Annotated in this window: 8 protein-coding genes and 2 pseudogenes; 5 read left to right on the top strand and 5 right to left on the bottom strand. The window is 67.4% G+C overall.

Annotation, left to right across the window (positions count from 1 at the left end):
• Positions 1–702, bottom strand: a pseudogene (locus tag J7E91_RS16455) (IS5 family transposase); the annotation flags it as partial.
• 368 nt (positions 703–1,070) lie between these two features.
• Between J7E91_RS16455 and J7E91_RS16450 the strand changes: the two are divergent.
• The 3 genes from J7E91_RS16450 (at position 1,071) to J7E91_RS16440 (ending at position 3,501) form a co-directional block, all read left to right on the top strand.
• Positions 1,071–1,775, top strand: a complete 705-nt coding sequence (locus J7E91_RS16450) for a tyrosine-type recombinase/integrase (protein WP_214904602.1) — start codon at positions 1,071–1,073, stop codon at positions 1,773–1,775.
• A 120-nt stretch (positions 1,776–1,895) separates the two neighbouring features.
• Complete coding sequence (locus J7E91_RS16445) at positions 1,896–2,198, top strand: AlpA family transcriptional regulator (RefSeq protein WP_214904599.1); 303 nt, start codon at positions 1,896–1,898, stop codon at positions 2,196–2,198.
• A gap of 82 nt (positions 2,199–2,280) precedes the next feature.
• Positions 2,281–3,501: a site-specific integrase gene (locus J7E91_RS16440; protein WP_214904618.1), complete on the top strand. Its 1,221-nt coding sequence runs from the start codon at positions 2,281–2,283 to the stop codon at positions 3,499–3,501.
• Positions 3,502–3,644: 143 nt separating this feature from the next.
• On the opposite strand, the gene J7E91_RS16435 is transcribed toward J7E91_RS16440, so the two are convergent.
• On the bottom strand, positions 3,645–5,174 hold the full coding sequence (locus tag J7E91_RS16435; protein ID WP_214904596.1) for a UDP-N-acetylglucosamine 1-carboxyvinyltransferase: 1,530 nt from the start codon (positions 5,172–5,174) through the stop codon (positions 3,645–3,647).
• A gap of 280 nt (positions 5,175–5,454) precedes the next feature.
• Between J7E91_RS16435 and J7E91_RS16430 the strand changes: the two genes are divergently transcribed.
• On the top strand, positions 5,455–5,862 hold the full coding sequence (locus tag J7E91_RS16430) for a RidA family protein (RefSeq protein ID WP_214904593.1): 408 nt from the start codon (positions 5,455–5,457) through the stop codon (positions 5,860–5,862).
• 20 nt (positions 5,863–5,882) lie between these two features.
• On the opposite strand, the gene J7E91_RS16425 is transcribed toward J7E91_RS16430, so the two are convergent.
• Complete coding sequence (locus J7E91_RS16425) at positions 5,883–6,083, bottom strand: DUF2191 domain-containing protein (RefSeq protein ID WP_214904590.1); 201 nt, start codon at positions 6,081–6,083, stop codon at positions 5,883–5,885.
• 86 nt (positions 6,084–6,169) lie between these two features.
• Positions 6,170–6,777, bottom strand: a pseudogene (locus J7E91_RS16420) (GNAT family N-acetyltransferase).
• A gap of 306 nt (positions 6,778–7,083) precedes the next feature.
• Here J7E91_RS16420 and J7E91_RS16415 point away from each other — a divergent pair.
• Positions 7,084–9,930: an aconitate hydratase gene (locus J7E91_RS16415; RefSeq protein WP_214904587.1), complete on the top strand. Its 2,847-nt coding sequence runs from the start codon at positions 7,084–7,086 to the stop codon at positions 9,928–9,930.
• A gap of 77 nt (positions 9,931–10,007) precedes the next feature.
• Here J7E91_RS16415 and J7E91_RS16410 read toward each other — a convergent pair whose 3' ends face one another.
• Positions 10,008–13,877: a GH92 family glycosyl hydrolase gene (locus tag J7E91_RS16410; RefSeq protein ID WP_214904584.1), complete on the bottom strand. Its 3,870-nt coding sequence runs from the start codon at positions 13,875–13,877 to the stop codon at positions 10,008–10,010.
• Positions 13,878–14,010 lie beyond the last annotated feature (133 nt).

The following is a 14,010-nucleotide window of genomic DNA, read 5'->3' as shown; positions in this document are numbered from 1 at the left end:
GCCTCGTGGCGCACATGGTGCGCTCGATGACCCAGCGGCGGCGGCCGAGGCGTTCGCTGGAGTCGATGCCTTTGCGGGCGATGCGGACGCCGATGTGTTTGCCCCATAGCCATCGACGCAGGTGAGGCACGTCGTACGCCTTGTCGGCGTGCAGGCGTTGGGGCTTGGAGTCGGCTGCGTGGGATTCGTGTCCCATGTGGAAGTGGGACAGCATCGGCTTCAGCGCCTGGCTGTCGTGGGTGTTGGCGGCGGAGAGCCCGACGCGTAGGGGCAGTTCGTACGCGTCGGACAGGACATGCATCTTGGAACCGGGCTTACCCCGCTCCACGGGGCTCGCACCTGCAAGTTCGCCCCCTTTTTCGCGCGCACGTGCGCGGAGTCGAGGACCGTGCGGGAGAGGCCTACCAAGTCCCGTTCGTCCAGGAGCTGGAGAACCTTCTGGTGCAGCCTGCCCCAGACTCCCGCCCGCGACCAGATGACAAACCGGCGGTGCACGGTTGACTTCGACGCCCCGAAGCACGGAGGCAAGGCCCGCCACGCACAACCGCTGACCAGGACGTAGATGATCGCGGCGAAGACCGCCTCGTCATCGATATTCGCAACCCCGCCACCCTGCGGACGCACTCGCGCAGCCGGCAACAACGGTTCCGCAAGCTCCCACAAACCGTCCGGAACAATCCATCCCCACCGCCCACTCCCCATACAAGCCCAACGACCAACTCGCCATGTAGGACACGCTCTTAGAAGACGCCCGCTCTGTTCTGGCGCTTTCGCTCGTTGAGGGCTGAGTGCTCGATGGGTGGACCTTGGTGATTCCGGCGTCAGCGTTGTGGTTCGCCGACGGCAGACATATTGATCCCGGAAGGGACTGGAATCGTGCGGCGAAGCAAGTGAACCTAGATCAGCTCGCGAAGAGTGTGCGCGTGGGCGGCGCAACATAGCACGGGATCGCCGGTTACCGAAACCGGCGATTCTCCGGACCATTGGAGAAGTTCGGTCGGTGTGCGCTTCGCATGCGATGACCGGACGGCCGCGTCTATCCCCACGCCTCACCCTCAAGGAGCTTTCCCATGGCCGCAGTTGTTAGTGAAGGCAAGTTTCATCTCGCCGATCGGCAATGCTTTGCAATCCTGGACTGGGCCGCCGAACAGCCACAGAACGGCCTCGTTCTGCGGGCCTTCCTGGCGTCCATCGCTCTCGCGGCACTGCGACCGAAGGAAGCCCTGGTGCTGCGCGTTCGAGACGTGGAACTCGCAGACGACGGCACCGGTCGGCTCCTGGTCCACCCTCAGGCAGAAGAGCGCCGCGAAAAGGATCCGGCCGCCCGCGCAGGCGCCGTACGGCGTGTTCCCGTCTGCCGTGAGTTGGAGTCGATCCTGAAGGAGGAGATCATCCGGCGCGATCTCCGCCCTGATGACGCGATATTCGTTCTCGACAACGGACGACCGCTGACGGCCCAGGTCTACCGGAAGGCTTGGCGAGAGGCGCGGGTGGCGGTTTTGCAAGCGCATGAAATCGATTCGCCGCTCGGTAGGCATGTCTCGGCCCTGCGCGACGCATGCATCGCGGCGTGGCTGAAGAACGGTGACCAGACGGCGGCGCACATCCTCGCGGTGGCCGAATGCGCCGGAATGAGCGCTCCTCGCCTTGCCGAACGCTTCGCGCACTGCCTTCGCAGGCCGACACGGGACGAAATCCCTTGGGATCGACTCGAAGCTGCCTTGGCCCTTCCTGACCTGCCGAGCGAGCCGACTCCGGCCGCGCGGCGGCGGTAGCGCTACTCCGAGTCGCGCCTCGTCTGCGATTCTTCCCTGTCTCACGACAGGCAACGGCTGGGCGGAGCAATCGTTTCTGTCCAGCCGGCTCTCCTCTCCCGTACCTCACAGAGACCTCCGATGCCTGCACGACCTCTGCTTGCCTCCACGGCTTCTTCCGTGGCCGTACACACGGCCTTCCTGACTGTGAAGGACGCCGCCGCTTACCTTGGCCTCTCACCCCACACCCTCTACGTCTGGCGCCATCGTCGGCAGGGACCGCCGAGCTTCCGCATGGGACCCCGTGGCCGCGTCATGTATCGGGTGGAAGCCCTCGACGCCTGGGTTCGCGAACAGGAGCAGGCCGACTCCCGCTCCAACCCGGCCCTCAACCCGCTCAGTGTCCGGCCCCAGGAGCGTTCCGCCCGATTTGCCACTGCCTGACGGCCTCCCAAGCGCCGTAGAACGCTGCCGTCGCCCCTCTGCAAAGGAGTTTCATCTGGCCGGCTACATAGAAGACCGATGGCTGAAGAAGCGCCCGAACCCGAAAACCGGCAAGCGCGACCGCACCGCCATGTACGGCAAGTGCACCCGCTACCGCGTCAAGGGCATCCCCGGCGTCAAGGACCGTTCCTTCGACGCGCTTCAGGACGCCAAGACCTGGCTCGCACAGGCCCAGACCGATGCACGCCGGGGCGAGTTCGTCGATCCGCGCGACGGGGCCATCTCCCTCAAGGACTACATCGCGACCCACTGGTGGCCCACCCAGAGCGGTGACCCGTCCACGATCGAGCGGATCGAGCAGAGGGTACGGCGGCACATCGTTCCCCACCTCGGTGCTCAGCCGCTCAACGCCATCGGTGCGGAAGTCCTGCGTCACTGGAAGAAGCGGCTGGAGAAGGACCTCGGTCCGACCTCGATCCGTCTTGTCTGGGCGACACTCTCCAGCGTCCTCCAGGCAGCCGTCGAGGATCGTCGCCTCGGACGCAACCCATGTAGGTCCAGCACGGTCGGCCCTCCGGCTGCCGCACCTGGCAGGGTCGAGGCGTGGCCGCCGGAACGGGTGCTGGCGGTACGGGAGGCATTGCCGGCCCGCTACCAGCTCCTCGTCGTGATCGGCGCGGGCCTCGGGCTCCGACAGGGTGAGGCACTCGGGCTCGCCTTGGAAGACATCGACTTCGCCAAGGAAGTCGTCTACGTCCGGCGGCAGGTCAAGATGGTGCGGGCCAAGTTGTGTTTCGCGCTTCCCAAGGGCCGCAAGGTCCGGGACGTGCCGCTGCCGTCAAGCGTGGCCCGGGCCATCCGGCAGCATGTGGAGCAGTTCGCGCCGGTGCCGGTCACGCTGCCCTGGGACGACCCGACTCCTGCCGAGACATCGGTGGAAGCCAAACACCGGCGGCCGAGGACCTACAGCCTCCTGGCGACGGGGCGCGAGCGGAAGGCCATCAACCGGAACTACTTCAACTCCTACGTGTGGAAGCCGGCTCTGGCCACGGCGGGCGTGATTGCTCCGCTGGAGGAGGGCAGCGCCGACGGTGCTCGTGTGTGGGAGCCGTCCCGGGAGCACGGGTTCCACGCGCTGCGCCACTTCTACGCATCCGAGGAACTGGAGGCTGGCGAATCGGTTGTCTCCCTGGCGCGCTGGCTGGGACACTCCGATCCCGGGTTCACGCTGCGGAAGTACTCCCACTTCCTGCCCCGCGCCGGCGCACGGGGCAGTGCCGCCATCGACGCGATCTTCGCGTAGCCGCGGCTGGTCCGCAGAGCCCGTGGAGCGTGGCCCGTAGTCCGCCGAGGGCCCAAAGTCCCAGAGAAGTCCCAGAGACGCCGCCGCACCTCTTCCTGACCCGCTAAATAGCAGGTCAGGCGGGGTGCGGCGGCATTCGCATCTCAGATGTCGCGGAAGATCTCGATCTGCGCGCCCACCGAGTTGAGGCGCTCCGCCAGGTCCTCGTAACCCCGGTTGATGACATAGACGTTGCGGAGTACGGACGTGCCTTCGGCCGCCATCATCGCCAGCAGGACGACCACGGCCGGCCGCAGCGCCGGCGGGCACATCATCTCGGCGGCGCGCCACCGGGTCGGGCCCTCCACCAGCACGCGGTGCGGGTCCAGGAGCTGGAGGCGGCCACCGAGCCGGTTGAGGTCCGTCAGGTAGATCGCGCGGTTGTCGTACACCCAGTCGTGGATCAGGGTCTGGCCCTGGGCGACCGCCGCGATCGCCGCGAAGAACGGCACGTTGTCGATGTTGAGGCCGGGGAAGGGCATCGGGTGGATCTTGTCGATCGGCGCCTCAAGCTTCGAGGGCCGTACGGTCAGGTCCACCAGCCGCGTACGCCCGTTGTCGGCCTCGTACTCGCCGGTGCGGTCGTGGTCGAGACCCATCTCCTCCAGCACCGCGAGCTCGATCTCCAGGAACTCGATCGGCACCCGGCGGATCGTCAGTTCGGAACCCGTCACGACGGCGGCCGCGAGCAGGCTCATCGCCTCGACCGGGTCCTCGGACGGCGAGTAGTCGACGTCCACGTCGATGTTCGGTACGCCGTGTACGGTCAGCGTGGTCGTACCGACACCCTCGACCCGTACGCCCAGCGCCTCCAGGAAGAAGCACAGGTCCTGGACCATGTAGTTGGACGAGGCGTTGCGGATCACGCTCACGCCGTCATGGCGGGCCGCCGCGAGCAGCGCGTTCTCGGTCACCGTGTCGCCGCGCTCGGTCAGTACGATCGGACGGCTCGGCCCGGTCGAAGGCTCCACCACCGCGTGGTAGATGCCCTCGGTCGCGGTGATGTCCAGACCGAAGCGACGCAGCGCGATCATGTGCGGCTCGATGGTGCGCGTACCGAGGTCACAGCCGCCCGCGTACGGGAGTTTGAAGTGGTCCATGCGGTGCAGCAGCGGGCCGAGGAACATGATGATGCTCCGCGTCCGGCGCGCCGCCTCCGCGTCCATGGAATCCATGTCGAGCTGCGCGGGCGGGACGATCTCCAGGTCCTTCCCGTCGTTGACCCAACGGGTGCGTACGCCGATCGAGTTGAGCACCTCCAGCAGGCGGTAGACCTCCTCGATGCGTGCGACGCGCCTGAGCACGGTGCGGCCCTTGTTGAGCAGTGAGGCGCAAAGCAGCGCCACGCAGGCGTTCTTGCTCGTCTTCACGTCGATCGAGCCGGAAAGTCGCCGTCCGCCGACCACACGCAGATGCATCGGTCCCGCGTACCCCAGCGAGACGATTTCACTGTCGAGCGCCTCGCCGATGCGCGCGATCATCTCAAGGCTGATGTTCTGGTTCCCGCGCTCGATGCGGTTCACGGCACTCTGGCTGGTGCCCAGCGCTTCGGCGAGCTGTGCCTGAGTCCAGCCACGGTGCTGACGGGCGTCACGGATGAGCTTGCCGATGCGTACGAGGTAGTCGTCTGCCATAGCGGCAGGTTATCTCAGATATGAGATGTTGCATTCCGGGGGTGGGTGTGGCGGAAGTTGTGGGGGTGGCAGGCGGGTTGGGGGGTGGGGGTTCTTGTCCGCCAGTCGGGGGAGAGCGGGTGAACTGCTGGGGCACCGTAAGGTTCCCCAGTCACCGAAAAGTGCGTTCTTTCATGTCAGCCGCCACTCTCCTACGGTTCCTGAGTAACCACGAGAGACCAAGAGAGTCTTGGTCGGTGGAAGCGAGCCCACGGGCTCTTACGACAAGGGGGCAGGCAGCATGGCCATCACCCTGGTAAATCCCAGCGGATTGCCGGAAATCGATGCCTACCGGCAGGTGTCGATCGCGACCGGGTCGAAGCTGGTCTTCATCGCCGGGCAGGTCGCCTGGGATGCCGACGGTGTCACGGTCGGCGAAGGTGACCTCGCCGCTCAGGTCGAGCAGTGCTACCTCAACATCGGCACCGCCCTGGCCGGGGTCGGTGGTTCCTTCGACGACGTGGCGAAGCTGACCGTGTACGTCGTCGACTGGACCCCCGACAAGATGCCCCTGTTCCTGGAGGGGGTCACTCGGGCGGCCGCGAAGCTGGGGATCACGCCGGTACCGCCGGGCACGCTGCTGGGCGTTGCGGCACTGGACGTACCCGGCCATCTGGTTGAGGTCGAAGCCACCGCGGTCATCGACTGAACGACGAAGGCCCGTCTGTGTCAGCCCTGAGACTCCTGTGGCTTGACGTCGATATCCCGCAGATTCTGGTCCTTGAGGTCGGTGCGCGCTTCCGTGCGGTGACCACGGGCGATGTAGTCACGTACGACCGCCTCGATGGCATCCTGGGGTGAGCCGACCCCGGCCAGAACCATAACTTCCACCACCAGTTCGGCGTCGAGACTGATGCTGACCTTGGCCACAGGCGTGCCCCCTTTGTGAGATGCGGGCCCCAGCCTCTCTGACATGTCTGAGGAGGGGCAAGGGGCAGAGGTTGAGTGGTTGCAGCTCAGACGTTGAGCGGGCGGCGCGGCTCGCGCCACATCGCCCACAGCTTCGGCCCGCCCCTCGGGAGCCGCAGTTCCTCACGCACGGTGAAGCCGAAGTGTTCGTAGAAGGGGAGGTTGGACGCCTTGGAGGACTCCAGATAGGCCGGCAGGCCCGCCGCATCGGCCTTGGCCAGCCCCGAGCGCAGCAGAGCGGCCCCCTGTCCCTGGCCCTGGGCGGCGGGGTCGGCGCCGATCACGGCCAGGTACCAGTGCGGTTCCTGGGGCGTGTGCTTGGCGACCGCCTCGACGGTGTCCCTGAACAGCCCGCCCGGTCGCCGAGGATGTTCTGCAGCTCCTGGATGGTTTCCGCGTCGGGAACGGCCTTGGCCTGCGCCTCCGGCGGTACCCAGAACGCCGCCGCCGCCTCGGTGCACTCGCACACGCCGTTGTCGACGTACTGCCGGGTGAAGATCGTGGCGAAGTAACCGACCAGTGATGTCTCGCGCGAGGAGTCGTCGGGGAAGAACCAGCGCATCATCGGGTCATCGTCGAAGGCACGGGCCAGGGAGCGACTGATCGGCGCGGCGTCGTTGATCGCTGCCGTCTTCGGCATGTTCGTTATCGGCATACGGGCATTCTGCATCGGGTGATCTTTGATGCCGGGCCGGGCCGGGCCGGGGGCGGGGCCGGGCCCTGGTCCGCTCACGACAGCCACCGAATCTTCGCTGCGACAGGTCAGCGGTCAGTGGCGGTCCGGGCATGACCGAATCGCGGCCATGTACTAGAGTTATCTCGACATCGAGATATCTGCCCAAGGCGTACCGCAGCCGCCGACCGGTAAGGGTGACCTAACTAAGTCTTACCTTAGCGGATGGCCAGGGGGTCGTGGCGGCAGGATGCGGTAGAAACGCGCACATTGAAGAAGGAGACTGTCGTGTCGGCGAACAGCTTCGACGCCCGCAGCACGCTGCGCGTGGGCGACGAGTCGTACGAGATCTTCAAGCTGGACAAGGTCGAGGGCTCCGCGCGCCTCCCTTACAGCCTGAAGGTGCTGCTGGAGAACCTGCTCCGCACCGAGGACGGCGCGAACATCACCGCCGACCACATCCGGGCGATCGGCGGCTGGGACTCGCAGGCCCAGCCCAGCCAGGAGATCCAGTTCACCCCCGCCCGCGTGATCATGCAGGACTTCACCGGCGTGCCCTGTGTCGTGGACCTCGCCACCATGCGTGAGGCCGTCAAGGAGCTCGGCGGCGACCCGGCGAAGATCAACCCGCTGGCCCCGGCCGAGCTGGTCATCGATCACTCCGTCATCGCCGACAAGTTCGGTACGGCCGGCGCCTTCCAGCAGAACGTCGAGCTGGAGTACGGCCGCAACAAGGAGCGCTACCAGTTCCTGCGCTGGGGCCAGACCGCCTTCGACGAGTTCAAGGTCGTCCCCCCGGGCACCGGCATCGTCCACCAGGTCAACATCGAGCACCTCGCGCGGACCGTCATGGTCCGTAACGGCCAGGCCTACCCCGACACCCTCGTCGGCACCGACTCGCACACCACCATGGTGAATGGTCTCGGTGTGCTCGGCTGGGGCGTCGGCGGCATCGAGGCCGAGGCCGCGATGCTCGGCCAGCCGGTCTCCATGCTCATCCCGCGCGTCGTCGGCTTCAAGCTGACCGGCGAGCTGCCGGCCGGCACCACCGCCACGGACCTGGTGCTGACCATCACCGAGATGCTGCGCAAGCACGGCGTCGTCGGCAAGTTCGTCGAGTTCTACGGTGAGGGTGTGGCGGCGACGAGCCTCGCCAACCGCGCCACCATTGGCAACATGTCGCCGGAGTTCGGCTCCACCGCCGCGATCTTCCCGATCGACGGCGAGACCCTGAAGTACCTGCGCCTGACCGGCCGCGACGAGCAGCAGGTCGCGCTCGTCGAGGCGTACGCCAAGGAGCAGGGCCTCTGGCTGGACCCGGCCGCCGAGCCCGACTTCTCCGAGAAGCTGGAGCTGGACCTGTCGACGGTCGTCCCGTCGATCGCCGGCCCGAAGCGTCCGCAGGACCGTATCGTCCTCGCCAACGCCGCCGAGCAGTTCAAGCGCGACGTACTCAACTACGTCGAGGCGGGCGTCACCGGCGGCGACGACCGCAAGGCGGGCGTGCCGCAGCAGGAGAAGCCGCACGGTGTCGCGTCCCCGGTCGACGAGGCGAGCTCCGAGTCGTTCCCGGCCAGCGACGCCCCGGCGTACGGTCACGACGACAACGGCGCCGGCGCTCCGCAGCACGACGCCGCCACGGGCGACGCCGTCCCGTCCAACCCGGTCACCGTGACCGCCGCCGACGGTTCGACGTACGAGATCGACCACGGCGCCGTGACCGTCGCCGCGATCACCTCCTGCACGAACACCTCGAACCCCTACGTCATGGTCGCCGCCGCGCTGGTGGCCAAGAAGGCGGTCGAGAAGGGCCTGACCCGCAAGCCGTGGGTCAAGACCACCCTCGCCCCCGGCTCCAAGGTCGTCACCGACTACTTCGACAAGGCGGGGCTCACCCCCTACCTCGACAAGGTCGGCTTCAACCTCGTCGGCTACGGCTGCACCACCTGCATCGGCAACTCGGGCCCGCTGCCCGAGGAGGTCTCCAAGGCCGTCAACGACAACGACCTGGCTGTTACGTCCGTCCTCTCGGGCAACCGTAACTTCGAGGGCCGTATCAACCCCGACGTCAAGATGAACTACCTGGCCTCCCCGCCGCTGGTCGTCGCGTACGCCATCGCGGGCTCCATGAAGGTGGACATCACCAAGGACGCGCTCGGTATCGACACCGAGGGCAAGCCGGTCTACCTCGCGGACATCTGGCCCACCGAGGCCGAGGTCAACGACGTCGTCGCGAACTCCATCGGCGAGGACATGTTCAACAAGTCCTACGCCGACGTCTTCGCGGGCGACGCGCAGTGGCAGGCGCTGGAGATCCCGACCGGCAACACCTTCGAGTGGGACAACGAGTCGACGTACGTCCGCAAGCCCCCGTACTTCGAGGGCATGACGATGGAGACGACCCCGGTCGAGGACATCACCGGCGCGCGTGTCCTGGCCAAGCTGGGCGACTCGGTCACCACCGACCACATCTCCCCGGCCGGTGCGATCAAGGCCGACACCCCGGCCGGCAAGTACCTCACGGAGCACGGCGTCGAGCGCCGTGACTTCAACTCCTACGGCTCGCGCCGTGGCAACCACGAGGTCATGATCCGCGGCACGTTCGCCAACATCCGCCTGCGCAACCAGATCGCGCCGGGCACCGAAGGCGGCTTCACCCGCGACTTCACCCAGCCCGACGCGCCGGTGTCGTACATCTACGACGCCTCGCAGAACTACCAGGCCGCCGGCACCCCGCTGGTCATCCTGGCGGGCAAGGAGTACGGCTCGGGTTCGTCCCGCGACTGGGCGGCCAAGGGCACGGCGCTGCTCGGCGTCAAGGCCGTCATCGCCGAGTCGTACGAGCGCATCCACCGCTCGAACCTGATCGGCATGGGCGTTCTCCCGCTCCAGTACCCGGAGGGCGCCTCGGCGACCGCGCTGGGCCTGACCGGCGAGGAGACCTTCGAGATCACCGGCGTCACCGGTCTGAACGACGGCGGCATCCCGGAGACCCTGAAGGTCAAGGCCGTCAGCCCCGCCGGTGAGACCGTCGAGTTCGACGCGAAGCTGCGCATCGACACGCCGGGCGAGGCGGACTACTACCGCAACGGCGGCATCCTGCAGTACGTCCTGCGGTCGCTGATCCGCAAGTAGGAACTACGGCTTCACCGCTTGAAGGCTGAAGGGCCGCACCCCCGCCGGGGTGCGGCCCTTCACCTTTGTCGCCTGCCTCAGGACAGCAGCTCCACCTCCGCCAGCGTCGCCTGTCCGCCGCCGCTCACCAGCCGGTAGTGGCGGTACGTACCCGGATCGGCCGGGGTGAAGGCCCTGGTCTGCCGGTCCCAGGCGAAGGATTCACCCGAGCGCCTGTCCAGATCCGTCCACGTCCCGCCGTCGTCGGACCCCTGGAGCGTCCAGCCTGACGGCGCCTTGGCGCGGTCCGCCGAGGTGAGGGTGTACTGCAGGGCCCGCACGGGGCCGGTCACCGGAAGCTCCGCCGACGTGAAGTCCCCCGCCGTCTCGGAGGAGTTGTCGAAGAGCGGTCCTGAGCCGGTGATCGCGTCGCCGTGCGGCGCGGGCACCTTGTCGTCCTGGGTGATGGAGACGGGCGCGGCGTTCTTGCCCGTACCCCACGAGGACGGCTCGGTTCCCATGTCGAACTCCAGCGTCCCGCCGCGCGCCAGCACGCTGTGCGGGAGGGCGGTGGACTTCCAGGGCTTGCCGTTGACCTTGAGGCCCTGGACGTAGACGTTCTTCGCGCTGTTCTTCGGGGCCTTGACCACGAGGTCGCGGCCGTTCTCCAGGTGGACGGTCGTCTTCGTGAAGAGGGGCGAGCCGATCGCGTACTCGCCGCTGCCCATGACCAGCGGGTAGAAGCCGAGCGAGGAGAAGAGGTACCAGGCGGACTGCTCGCCGTTGTCCTCGTCGCCGTGGTAGCCCTGGCCGATCTCGCTGCCGGTGTAGAGGCGGGAGAGGACCTCGCGGACCTTCTCCTGGGTCTTCCAGGGCTGACGAGCGGCGTTGTACATGTACGTCGCGTGGTGGGCCACCTGGTTGCTGTGGCCGTACATGCCCATCCGTACGTCGCGCGCCTCCGTCATCTCGTGGATGACGCCGCCGTACGAACCGGCGAACTCGGGGGCCGCCGTCTCCGGGGTGGAGAAGTAGCGGTCGAGCTTGTCGCCGAGGCCGGAGCGGCCGCCGTAGAGGTTGGCGAGGCCGCGGGAGTCCTGGGGCGCGGTGAAGGCGTAGCCCCAGCCGTTGGTCTCGGTGTAGTCGTAACCCCACACGCGGGGGTCGTACCGGTCGGACGGAACCCGCCAGTCGCCCTTGAGGTCGCGGCCCTGGAAGAAGCCGGCCTTGTCGTCGAAGAGCTTGACGTAGTTGCGGGCGCGGTTGAGGAAGTACGCCGACTCCTCCTTGTAGCGCGCCTTCTTCGTCTTCTTGTGGAGTGCCTCGCCCATCTTCGCGAGGCCGTAGTCGTTGAGGTAGCCCTCCAGGGACCAGGAGAGGCCTTCGTGGGTCTCGGTGGAGGCGTACCCGAGGAAGGGGGACGTCTTCATGCCCTTGCGGCCCACGCCGGAGAAGGGCGGTACGACGGTGGCATTTTTGAGCGCGGCCTCGTACGCCGCCTCGGCGTCGAAGCCGACACCCTTGACGTATGCGTCGGCGAACGCCACGTCGGACGAGGTCCCGGTCATCAGGTCGGCGTAACCGGGCGACGACCAGCGGGAGATCCAGCCGCCGTCCTTGTACTGCTGGACGAAGCCGTCGACGAGCTTGCCCGCCTTCTTGGGGGTGAGGAAGGAGTACGCCGGCCAGGTCGTCCGGTAGGTGTCCCAGAAACCGTTGTTGACGTACACCTCTCCGTCGACGATCTTCGCGCCGGTGTGGGTCGGGGTGTCGGGTCCCGGCTGCTTCGAGAAGGGGCTCGCGTACTGCTGCCGGGGGCGTGCCCTGGTGCCGGTGTTCTCGAAGCCGGAGTTCGGGTACAGGTACAGCCGGTAGAGGCTGGAGTAGAGGGTCGTCAGCTGGTCGCGGCTCGCGCCCTCGGCCTCGACGCGGCCGAGGAGGTCGTCCCAGGCGTCCTGAGCACGGTCCTTGACGCGCTCGAACCGGGTGCCTGCCGGGATCTCGTCGGCGAGGTTCTTCTTCGCCTGGTCCACACTGATGAGTGAAGTCGCCAGGCGCAGGGTCACCTGACGGTCGGCGCCGGGTTTGAAGCGCAGGTAGCCGGTTACATCGTCGGCGCTGCCGCCCCCGCCGCCGCTGAGCTTGCCGCTACCGGTGACCGGCGCGTCGAAGACGCCGTACACGAAGAGCCTGGTCGCGCCGGTGGACAGGCCGCTCTTGACGTCCGAGAAGCCGGTGAAGGAGCGGGTGGCGGGGGCGAGGGTGAGGCCGCCGTCGTTCGACACGTTGTCGAAGATGACGCTCGCGTCGTCACCGGGATAGGTGAACCGCATCATCGCCGCGTGGTCGGTCGGGGTCATCTCGGCCTTGAGGCCGTTCTCGAAGGTGACCTCGTACTCGTGCGGCTTCGCTGTCTCCTTCTCGTGGCGGAAGGGCAGGGCGCGCGTCTTGCGGGTGGCGTCCGGGGTGCCCGCCACCGCGGACGGCATCAGCTGGAACGTCTGCCGGTCGCCCATCCACGGGCTCGGCTCGTGGCTCGCGCTGAACGCCTGGATGGTGGGCAGGTTGTCGCTGTTGTTGCCGCGGGCGTAGTCGTAGAGCCAGCTGGTGGAGGCCGCGTTGGTCACCGGCGTCCAGAAGTTGAAACCGTGCGGGACGGCGGTGGCGGGGATGTTGTTGCCGCGCGAGAAGGCGCCGCTGGAATTGGTGCCACGGGTGGTCGACACGTAGTCCGACAGGTGCGCGAGGCGCTTCTCCGGCGCCTTGGGGGAGATGGTGATGTCATCGACCCAGCCGCTGAACTTCGCCGGCCCCTTGGGGGAGTCGTACGCCACCAGGACCCGGTCGACGGTCTTGCCGGCCGCGACCGAACCGATCCGCGACGCCTTGTGGTTCCACTGGTTGACGTACAGCGTCTTGGACGCGCCCTGGCCCTGCGGGGACAGGACGGCCCCGTGCTGGTCGAGGGCGCGCAGATCACTCAGATAGGTGCCGTCCGTGAAGGCCAGGTCGACCGACACATGGGTGGCGGGGTAGTCGAGGTCGGTCTCGGGGAGGGACGGGAAGACGCGGTACGACAGCTCGGTGTCCCGCGTGACGCGCGTGTCGACGTCGAAGACCTTGTTGTACGAGTACGCCCGGCCCTCGGGCTTGTGCGTGCCGGCGTACCGCAGCGCACGCTTTCCCGTGAAGCCCGCGCCCGCCTTGGCGGTGGGGGAGCCGGAGGGGCCGCGGTCGACCTGGCTGCGCATGTCGTCCGGGGCGGGCGTGGAGGTGTCACCGTTCGAGAACTGAACGTCCGCCAGCTGGGTGATGCCCGACGCGCCGTTGTTACGGGTGATGTCGAGCCGGTAATGCGCGTACGCCGTCGTGTTCGCCGTGTTGTGGAAGGTATAGCTCTTCGTCTCGAACCGCTTGGCGAAGGTCTGCCCCTCGCGGGAGTCGAGGACCTTCCACTCCTTGCCGTCGGCGGAACCCTTGAGTGTCCAGTCCTTCGGATCGCGCTCGGCGTGATCATTGGCGGAAGTGAGGGCGTATGTCACGACCTTGGCCGGTTCGTCGAGGTCGAACTCGATCCACGCGGTCGGTTCGAAGGCCAGCCACTTGGTGGCGGGCTGGACGTCGACGAGGTTCTCCTTGGTCTCGCCGCCGCCGGTGTTCTCGCCGCTGGCGCGCAGCTCGACGACCCGGTCGGTCACATTGCCCGGAATTCCGGAGCTGTACCCGCCGTCGACCCCCGAGGCACGCTTCTCGCCGCCGGGTGCGACTTCCACCGTATTGCGCCAGTCCGGCTGGGGTTCGTCCGCCTCGAAGGAGGAGCTGAAGGACGAGGTGACGGTCTGCTCCGGCGGCGCCGGGCGGTGGGGCTGGGCGACGGCCGCCGAAGGGGCCGTGACGACGAGCAGGAGGGCGGTCGCCGCGACGGCGGCCGCACTATGGCCTTGTGCGTGCCGAGGTCTGTACTGCATCCCGGGCGTTTCCTCCCCTTGGACAACGTTGTCATGAGCAGTGCAACGGGATCCAGTAGGGAGCCAAGTCGCCGATGGTGTCAAGGGTGTTGCATGCGCCAGGGGAGGTGCGGGGGGCGCGCCGTGTTCGCGG

Source organism: Streptomyces sp. ISL-99 (assembly GCF_018614005.1).
Lineage (GTDB): Bacteria > Actinomycetota > Actinomycetes > Streptomycetales > Streptomycetaceae > Streptomyces > Streptomyces flavidovirens.
This window is presented reverse-complemented; position numbering and strand designations above follow the sequence as displayed.

Coding starts and splice junctions, on each gene's coding strand:
- J7E91_RS16430 (WP_214904593.1), top strand. CDS start 5,455: ATGGCCATCACCCTGGTAAATCCCAGCGGATTGCCGGAAATCGATGCC.
- J7E91_RS16435 (WP_214904596.1), bottom strand. CDS start 5,174: ATGGCAGACGACTACCTCGTACGCATCGGCAAGCTCATCCGTGACGCC.
- J7E91_RS16445 (WP_214904599.1), top strand. CDS start 1,896: ATGCCTGCACGACCTCTGCTTGCCTCCACGGCTTCTTCCGTGGCCGTA.
- J7E91_RS16410 (WP_214904584.1), bottom strand. CDS start 13,877: ATGCAGTACAGACCTCGGCACGCACAAGGCCATAGTGCGGCCGCCGTC.
- J7E91_RS16450 (WP_214904602.1), top strand. CDS start 1,071: ATGGCCGCAGTTGTTAGTGAAGGCAAGTTTCATCTCGCCGATCGGCAA.